General features: G+C 65.7%; 6 protein-coding genes. 2 read left to right on the top strand and 4 right to left on the bottom strand.

What is annotated here, in order from left to right; all coding sequences use genetic code 11:
• Positions 1-246: 246 nt before the first annotated feature.
• Positions 247-705 (top strand): RidA family protein, encoded by a 459-nt coding sequence (locus DBR23_RS11830; RefSeq protein WP_008906002.1) that lies wholly within the window; start codon positions 247-249, stop codon positions 703-705.
• A 119-nt stretch (positions 706-824) separates the two neighbouring features.
• Here the strand turns inward: DBR23_RS11830 and DBR23_RS11835 are convergent, their stop codons facing one another.
• The 4 genes from DBR23_RS11835 to DBR23_RS11850 all read right to left on the bottom strand — a co-directional run bounded on the left by DBR23_RS11835 (position 825) and on the right by DBR23_RS11850 (position 8119).
• Positions 825-2615 (bottom strand): methyl-accepting chemotaxis protein, encoded by a 1791-nt coding sequence (locus DBR23_RS11835; RefSeq protein ID WP_108498372.1) that lies wholly within the window; start codon positions 2613-2615, stop codon positions 825-827.
• 293 nt (positions 2616-2908) lie between these two features.
• Positions 2909-5266, bottom strand: a complete 2358-nt coding sequence (parC, locus tag DBR23_RS11840; protein WP_108498373.1) for a DNA topoisomerase IV subunit A — start codon at positions 5264-5266, stop codon at positions 2909-2911.
• Positions 5263-6111, bottom strand: coding sequence for a lytic transglycosylase domain-containing protein (locus tag DBR23_RS11845; RefSeq protein ID WP_108498374.1), 849 nt, complete (start codon positions 6109-6111; stop codon positions 5263-5265). The genes parC and DBR23_RS11845 overlap by 4 nt, the downstream gene beginning before the upstream one ends.
• Before the next feature lie 25 nt (positions 6112-6136).
• The gene (locus DBR23_RS11850) at positions 6137-8119 is read right to left on the bottom strand and encodes a DNA topoisomerase IV subunit B (RefSeq protein WP_056061737.1); all 1983 of its coding nucleotides are present in this window, start codon (positions 8117-8119) and stop codon (positions 6137-6139) included.
• A 158-nt stretch (positions 8120-8277) separates the two neighbouring features.
• On the opposite strand from DBR23_RS11850, the gene DBR23_RS11855 reads away from it, so the two are divergent.
• Positions 8278-9103, top strand: an 826-nt coding sequence (locus DBR23_RS11855; protein ID WP_233250409.1) for an MFS transporter, incomplete at its 3' end; no start/stop codon positions are given.

Below are 9103 nucleotides of genomic sequence, written 5' to 3' on the forward strand. Positions count from 1 at the left end.
ACGCCCAGCAACACAGCGGGCAGCAGCCACGGACGCGGGGGCAATGGCCCCTCCACGCCCCGGCCTGTGGCGGACAGCGTCGTGGCATTAGAGGCGCTTATGGCGGACATGCGCTGATGCTAATGCGCCGCCAGGGCCTGCCACGTCTGCGCAAGGGTGGGGTGCTGTGTAACACTTACCGCGCTCGGCGGCCTGCGCACCAGACCGCTCTCGTCTATCCACCCACACTTCCTAACGAGGACCACCATGAGCGTTTACGACAAGCTGAAAGAACTCAACATCACCCTGCCCCCCGTGTCGGTGCCCGCCGCCGCGTACGTGCCCTATGTGCAGACGGGCAACCTGGTGTTCCTGAGCGGCCACATCGCTCGCAAGGACGGCAAGCCCTGGGCTGCACAGTTCGGCCGCGACATCGGCACCGAAGAAGGCAAGCAGGCTGCGCGTGCTGTGGCCATCGACCTGATGGGCACGCTGCAAGCCGCCTGCGGCGGCGACCTGAACCGTGTCAAACGCATCGTCAAGGTCATGAGCCTGGTGAACTCCACGGGCGACTTCACCGAGCAGCACCTGGTGACCAATGGCGCCAGCGAACTGCTGGGCCAAGTGTTTGGCGAGAAGGGCGTGCACGCCCGCAGCGCCTTCGGCGTGGCCCAGATCCCCATGGGCGCGTGCGTGGAGATTGAACTGATCGCCGAACTGGCCTGACAGACCGCGCGCCCCAGCAAAAAACCCATGGCATCACTGCCATGGGTTTTTTGTTGCCTGTGCAGCGCAGGGCCCCGCCGCCTGGGTCTGCGACAGCCGGGGGCACCCACCTCAGCGTGTCAGAAAGATTCCCAGTCCTCGTCCGCCCCGGCCGTGGCACCGTGCTTGGCGCCTTGCTTCACGCCTGCCGATGATGAAGGCGATTTCGCCAGTGCCGCCGGGGCACTCGCAGTGCTGATGCGGGCTGCAGGGGCACCGCCCGCAGTGGCGGGCGCTGCGGGCTTGTTGCGGGTGGCTGGCATGGTGGTTGTCGCCTTGGCCGCGCCGCGCGCGACCCCAATGGCGGCCTGCGCAGGCCCGTAGCTGGCGGCGTTGACCTTGAACATGGATACCTCGCGCGCCAGGTGATCGGCCTGCTCGCGCAGGCTTTGTGCTGCCGCAGCGCTTTCTTCCACCAGGGCGGCGTTCTGCTGGGTCATCTGGTCCAGGTTGCTGATCGCCTTGTTGACCTGCGACACCCCCGCGCTCTGCTCGGACGATGCGGCGGTGATCTCGCCGATCATGTCGGTCACGCGCTGCACCGACTGCACGATGTCGGTCATGGTCGTGCCCGCATCGGACACCAGGCGCGAGCCGGTCTCCACCTTCTCGACCGACGCGCTGATGAGCTGCTTGATCTCCTTGGCCGCCTCGGCACTGCGCTGGGCCAGGCTGCGCACCTCACTGGCCACCACGGCAAAGCCCCGGCCTTGCTCGCCGGCACGCGCGGCCTCCACCGCCGCATTGAGCGCCAGGATGTTGGTCTGGAACGCAATGCCGTCGATCACGCCAATGATGTCTGCGATCTTCTTGCTGCTGTGGTTGATGTCCTCCATGGTGGCCACCACCTGGGTCACCACCTCGCCGCCCCGGCGCGCCACGCCGGTGGCACCCGCGGCCAGGCTGCTGGCCTGCTGGGCGCTGCCCGCGCTTTGCTGGATGGTGCTGGTGAACTCTTCCATCGCGGCAGCGGTCTCCTGCAGATTGCTGGAGGTCTGCTCGGTGCGGGCCGACAGGTCCTGGTTGCCGGTCGCGATCTCTGCGCTGGCGATGGCAATGCTGTCCGTGCTTTGGCGCACCTGGTGCACCATGCGCCCCAGCGCGTTGCTCATGGCATAGAGCGAGCGCAACAGATCGCCAAATTCGTCGCTGCGCGTGACAGCCTCCTGCAGGCTCAGGTCGCCACCCGCAATGCGCTCGGCCAGTCCATTGGCCTGGGCCAAGGGCCGCTGGATGCTGCCAATCAGGTAATACGCCCCCACGATGATGGCCAGCAGCAGCAAGCCCACGGCCACCGCGGCGATCTTGACGGTGAGCATGCGTTCGGCCGCCATCGCCACCTGCGTCTCTGCGGCGTTCTTCTGCAGTTGGGCCACAAACTCGCGCAGAGCAGCGAGGTAGGCCGCCACGGAGGGGTTGTACTTCTGGTTGATCAGCGTCACGGCCTGATCTTGCTGACCGTCACTCTTGAGCTTGCGGGCCTCGCCACGCAGATCGATCATGGTCTTGCGGGCGGCCGCAATCTTGTTCATCTGGGCCTTGTCGGCGTCGGACAAGGCCATGGATTCGAGCGACTTCTGCACCTCGCTGATCTGGGCCGACGTGGCCGCAATGACGTCTTTGAACTCTGCTTCCACCGCTGGGTCGTTGCTCACGATCAGCGCCTGGGTGCGCGCTGCATTGGTTTCTGTCAACCCCGACCAGCGCAGGGCGGCCTGCACCCGCGCCTCCATGTCCTTGCTCACGGCATCGGCCTGGGCTTGCACTTTTGCAGAGCGGTAGGCCGCAAACCCCACCACGGCGACCAGCATGACCACGATCAGAATCACAGCCAGCCACAGCTTGTGGGCCATCCTCAATTGTTTAGGCATGGAGGTCTCCTGGAGTGTGTTTGTCACGAGATGTTGCTCGCTTTCCGACAATTGCACAAACCAGGAGCGGCCGCATGAGGGTCATCCCCAAGCACGATCGGAGGCGCCGCCAAACGCACCGGGTGCGGCAAACCCGTTTCGCGCACCCCGCTCCACTGGCAGCGGCGACGATTGAAGCGGCAAAAAAACGCAGCGATACGGCCCCGGCCGAGCGCTGCGCCGCAGGCAATGCTGCAGTACGGGTGTGGCTGCAGGACGCGGCAACAACGCCGGAGGCGTCGTGTGAGCTGTCCTTACTCGACGCGCGTCACTGTCGTGGGCTTGAAGCCCAGGTCTGCTGCCTTGCCCTTGCGGCCGCGCGCGGCACGGGCGTTGTTCAGGCTGCGGATCTCCAGCGTCTCATCACGCTGCTTGCCGCCCCGGCCCACGCCATCGAGGCGAATGCTGCGCGTGTAGGCCGCCGCGCCTGCGAGCTGGTCCTTGTCTTCCAGGTCGATCAGCATCAGCCCCCGGCCGCCATTGGCCATGGTTTTCAGCTCGGTGATCTCGAAGGTCAGGATGCGCCCGCCCGTGGACGCGCAGGCCACGTGCGTGGCCGGCAGCACCGGTTTGCTGCCCGTGGTGCCCGCAGCGTGTGATGGCACACACACGGTTTCGCCCTCGCCCAGGGTGAGGAAGGCCTTGCCGCCCTTTTGGCGCGAGACCATGTTTTCCACCGCCGCCAGAAAGCCGTAGCCGCCCGAGTTGGACAACAGCAGCGTGGCGTTGGCTGGCCCCGCAAAGTAGTGCAGCAATTGCGTGCCCGATTCCAGCTCGATGAGCGTGGTCACCGGCTGGCCGTCGCCACGCGCACCGGGCAGCAGCGACACGGCCACCGAGTAAACGCGGCCATTGCTGCCAAAGGCCAGCAGGGTATCCACCGTGCGGCACTCGAACGTGCCGTACAGCCCATCACCTGCCTTGAAGGCAAAGCTGGCGGCCTCGTGGCCATGGCCGGTGCGGGCGCGCACCCAGCCTTTTTGCGAGACGACCACGGTCACAGGCTCGTCCACCACCTTTACTTCGGCCACAGCCTTTTTCTCGGCCTGTATCAGCGTGCGGCGCGCATCGGCAAAGGTCTTGGCGTCGGCCTCGATCTCCTTGACCATGGTTCGGCGCAGCGAGCCGGGGTTGTTCAGAATGTCTTCTAACTTGCCCTGGCTTTCGCGCAGTTCTTTCAGTTCCTGCTCGATCTTGATGGCTTCGAGCCGCGCCAACTGGCGCAGGCGAATTTCAAGGATGTCTTCGGCCTGTCGATCGCTGAGGTTGAAGCGCGCAATCAGCGCGGCCTTGGGCTCCTCGGCCGCACGGATGATGGCGATCACCTCGTCGATGTTGAGCAGCACGGTCTGCCGCCCTTCGAGGATGTGGATGCGCTCGAGCACCTTGTTCAGGCGGTGCTGGCTGCGGCGCGTGATCGTTGTCTGGCGGAAGGCGATCCACTCTTCCAGCATCACACGCAGCGACTTCTGCACGGGCTTGCCATCGAGCCCCACCATCGTGAGGTTGATGGGGGCCGAGGTTTCCAGGCTGGTGTGGGCAAGCAATGCGGTGATCAGCTCCTGCTGCGGGGTCTTGCCCGTCTTGGGCTCGAACACCAGGCGCACGGGCGCGTCTTTGCTCGATTCGTCGCGCACCACATCCAGCACAGCCAGCATGCTGGCCTTGAGCTGGGTCTGGTCTTGCGAGAGCGCCTTTTTGCCGGGCTTGACCTTGGGGTTGGTGATTTCCTCGATCTCTTCGAGCACCTTTTGCGTGCTCACGCCGGGCGGCAACTCGTTCACCACCAACTGCCACTGGCCACGCGCCATGTCTTCGATCTTCCAGCGCGCGCGCACCTTGAGGCTGCCACGGCCGGTGCGGTAGGCATCGGCAATGTCGCCCGCGCTACTGATGATCTGGCCGCCGCCGGGGTAGTCCGGGCCGGGCACCAGGGCCAGTAGGTCTTCCTGGCTCAGCGAGGGCGTCTTGATGAGCGCAATGCAGGCGTCGGCGATCTCGCGCAGGTTGTGGCTGGGGATTTCGGTGGCCAGGCCCACGGCAATGCCGCTGGCGCCATTGAGCAGCGCGAACGGCAGGCGTGCGGGCAGCTGGCGCGGCTCCTCCGTGCTGCCGTCGTAGTTGGGCATGAAATCGACCGTGCCTTCGTCGATCTCATCCAGCAGCAGGCTGGTGATGCGCGACAGGCGGGCCTCGGTGTAGCGCATGGCCGCAGCGCCGTCGCCGTCGCGGCTGCCGAAGTTGCCCTGGCCGTCGATCAGCGGGTAGCGCTGGGCAAAGTCCTGCGCCATGCGCACGAGCGCGTCATAGGCCGACTGATCGCCATGCGGGTGGAAGCGGCCCAGCACATCGCCCACCACGCGGGCGCTCTTGACCGGCTTGGCGGCCGTGTTGCGCGTGGGGCCGCTGTAGCCCAGGCCCATGCGGTCCATCGAATACAGAATGCGCCGCTGCACGGGCTTGAGGCCGTCGCACACGTCGGGCAGCGCGCGGCCCTTGACGACCGACAGTGCGTACTCCAGGTAGGCACGCTGGGCATAGCCCGCCAGGCCCAGGGAGTCGCCCCCGTCATCGCCTGCGGTGGTGAAATCGAGAGTGGGTTGGTCGCTCATTCGTTGGGTACAGTTTCTGGATTCACGTTCTGGGGAGCGGTGGGTGTCTGCGCCACGCGGGTGGGCGGCAGGTTGCCCCGGTTCTGCGCGCCGCCCGACAGCTCCATGCGCACGCGACCGGGCAGCGCACGCTGGGCCAGCACCGGCGCCGGGGGCTTGAGCTGGGCATACAGGCCCAGCACGGTGCGCACGTAGTTCTGGGTTTCCCTGAAGGCCGGTATCTGGTTGCCCGCCTTTTGCACCGCGCCTTCACCGGCGTTGTAGGCGGCCACGGCCAGGTCCACGCGGCCAGGGAACAGGTCCAGCAGATAGCGCAGGTAACGGGTGCCGGTGGGCACGTTCACGGCGGGGTCGGCGAGCTTTTGCTCGACCGAGCGCTTCTTGTCCGCATTCACACCAAAACGGCTGGCCGTGGCGGGCATGACCTGCATCAGGCCCACGGCGCCTTTGGGCGACACGGCGGCGGCGTCAAAGCCGGACTCGGTGGCGATCACGGCCTGCAACAGCTCGTAGTCCACACCATGTTGGCTGGACGCAGCGCGCAGGTGGTGCTTGACGCGCTTGTAGTCCGGCGCAATGTCAAAAAACGCCAGCAGGCGCGCACCCGCTACGGGAAGCGCATAGGGCATGGGCGATGCATTGGCCGGTGCATCGCGGGTGGAGTCGAAGTCGTTGCCCCGAAAAAACAGCTGGTAGCGCGCATCGACCTGCTCGGACGCAAAGTGCGTCACGCCGCGCTCATCCACATGCGCCCACAGGTCTGCATGGGCCGTTTGCTGCAAAAAACAGAGCAAAAAACCCAATAAGCACCAGCGCACGACGCCATTCTTGTTTGGATTTCTCATGGCAGACCTGTAGGACAGCCCTCGGTCAGATATCGATCTCGACCGCATCGCCATGCAGTTCCATCAGCTCGCGGCGCGCAGCGGCTTCGCCCTTGCCCATGAGCTTGGTGATGAGGCCTTCGGTGGCGGCAAAGTCCACGTCTCCCAGCTGTACGGGCAGCAAGCGGCGGGTGTCGGGGTTGAGCGTGGTTTCCCACAGCTGCTCGGCGTTCATCTCGCCCAGGCCCTTGAAGCGGCTGATCTGGCACTTCTCGCGTGCCACACCATCCTTGGCGCATTTGTCGAGGATGGCCGTCAGCTCCCCATCGTCCAGCGCATACATCTTGGCCGCAGGCTTCTTGCCGCGCGCAGGCACATCCACGCGAAACAGCGGTGGGCGCGCCACATAGATGTGGCCGGTCTCGATGAGCTTGGGGAAGTGGCGGAAGAACAGCGTGAGCAGCAGCACCTGGATGTGCGATCCGTCCACGTCGGCATCTGACAGGATGCAGATCTTGCCGTAGCGCAGACCGCTCAGGTCCGGCGTATCGTTGGGGCCATGCGGGTCCACGCCAATCGCTACCGAGATGTCGTGGATTTCGTTGTTGGCAAACAGGCGGTCGCGCTCCACCTCCCAGGTGTTGAGCACCTTGCCGCGCAGCGGCAGGATGGCCTGGCTTTCCTTGTCGCGGCCCATCTTGGCGCTGCCACCGGCCGAATCGCCCTCCACCAGGAAGACCTCGTTGTGGGCGATGTCGCGGCTTTCGCAGTCGGTGAGCTTGCCGGGCAACACAGCCACGCCCGAGCCCTTGCGTTTTTCAACCTTCTGCCCGGCCTTCTGGCGCGTCTGCGCGGCCTTGATGGCCAGCTCGGCCAGCTTCTTGCCGTAATCAACGTGCTGGTTCAGCCACAGCTCCAGCGCCGGGCGTACGAAGCCGCTGACCAGGCGCACCGCGTCGCGCGAGTTCAGGCGCTCCTTGATCTGGCCCTGGAACTGCGGGTCGAGCACCTTGGCACTCAGCACATAGCTGGCGCGCGCAAACACGTCCTCGGGCAGCAGCTTCACGCCCTTGGGCAACAGGCTGTGCAGCTCGATAAAGCTCTTGACCGCGTTGAACAGGCCGTCGCGCAGGCCACTTTCGTGGGTGCCGCCCGCGCTGGTGGGGATCAGGTTGACGTAGCTCTCGCGCATGGGCTGGCCGTCTTCGGTAAAGGCCACCGCCCAGGCCGCCCCTTCGCCCTCGGCAAAGCTCTCGTTGCCGCTGTCGGCAAAACCCTCGCCTTCAAACAGCGGGATGACCGGGTCGCCGGTGAGCGTCTGCATCAGGTAGTCCCGCAGGCCGCCCTTGTACTGCCAGGTCTGCGTGTCGCGGGTTTTTTCGTTCACCAGCTGCACCGTCACGCCGGGCATGAGCACGGCCTTGCTGCGCAGCAGATGGGTCAGCTCGCCCATGGGCAGGGCACTGGATTCGAAATACTTGGCGTCGGGCCACACGCGCACCGAGGTGCCCTGCTTGCGCTCGCCCGCCTCCAGCGGACGGGCGACCAGGGGCTCGATCACGTCGCCAGCGGAGAACACCAGGCGCGCCGCCTTGCCTTCGCGGTAGCTGGTGGCCTCCAGCCGGGTGGCCAGGGCGTTGGTGACCGACACGCCCACGCCGTGCAGGCCGCCCGAGAAGCTGTAGGCACCGCCCTTGCCCTTGTCGAACTTGCCACCCGCATGCAGGCGGGTGAAGACCAGCTCGATCACCGGCGCGTTTTCTTCCGGGTGCAGGCCAAACGGGATGCCCCGGCCGTCGTCCTCCACACTGACCGAGCCATCGGCGTGCAGGGTGACGCGGATCTTCTTGCCGTGGCCGGCGAGGGCCTCGTCGGCGGCGTTGTCCAGCACCTCCTGGATGATGTGCAGGGGGTTGTCGGTGCGGGTGTACATGCCCGGGCGCTGCTTGACGGGCTCCAGGCCCTTGAGCACGCGGATTGAGCCTTCGGAGTATTCGCTCGCGGAAACAGAAGAGGGTTTGGCTGCCATGGGGCGGATTGTAGTGCGGCACCGCAGCAATAGCTGGATAAATAACCAGCCCTTCAAACCGCTGCGCCAAGCGCTGCATTTTCTGCCGCCCCCACCGCCAACTGTATTGGTCGCGGGTGTATCAGCGCGTTTCGCCCAATCTGGCTACATTCCTGCGCATGCATATGAATCCTCCCAAACTATCCATGTTCCAGGTGCTGGCGTGCGGCGCGGCCATCGTGACCCTGTCCATGGGCACCCGCCACGGGTTCGGGCTGTGGCTTCTGCCCATCACCCAGGAAATGGGCTGGACGCGCCAGTCGTTCGCCCTGGCCATCGCCATCCAGAACCTGTCCTGGGGCGTGATCGGGATTTTTGCGGGCATGGCGGCCGACCGGTTTGGGGCCTTCCGCGTGCTGCTCGGCGGTGCAGCCCTGTATGCCCTGGGCCTGGCGGGCATGGCGCTGTCGCCCACGCCCACGCTGTTTGCGCTGACGGCCGGTGTGCTGATTGGCGCGGCGCAGGCGGGCACCACCTATGCGGTGATCTATGGTGTGCTGGGGCGGCAGATTGCGCCCGAAAAACGCTCATGGGCCATGGGCGTGGCAGCGGCGGCGGGTTCGTTCGGGCAGTTCCTGATGGTGCCGGTCGAAGGCTGGCTGATTGCAGGCCTGGGCTGGCAGCAGGCCTTGCTGGTGCTGTCGATGGCGGTGCTGCTGATCGTGCCGCTGGCCTTTGGCCTGCGGGAGCCGGGCTTCAAGGGTGCGGCCCCGGTCATGCGCGAGCAGACCATTGCGCAGGCGCTGGGCGAGGCCTTCCGCTACCCCAGCTTCAACCTGCTGATGGCCGGTTACTTTGTGTGCGGCTTTCAGGTGGTGTTCATTGGCGTGCACATGCCCAGCTACCTCAAGGACCATGGCCTGTCGCCCCAGGTGGCCAGCTATGCGCTGGCGCTGATCGGGCTGTTCAACGTGTTCGGCACCTACATCGCGGGCACGCTGGGCC

The organism is Acidovorax sp. HMWF018 (genome assembly GCF_003061035.1).
Taxonomy (GTDB): Bacteria; Pseudomonadota; Gammaproteobacteria; order Burkholderiales; family Burkholderiaceae_C; genus Acidovorax; species Acidovorax delafieldii.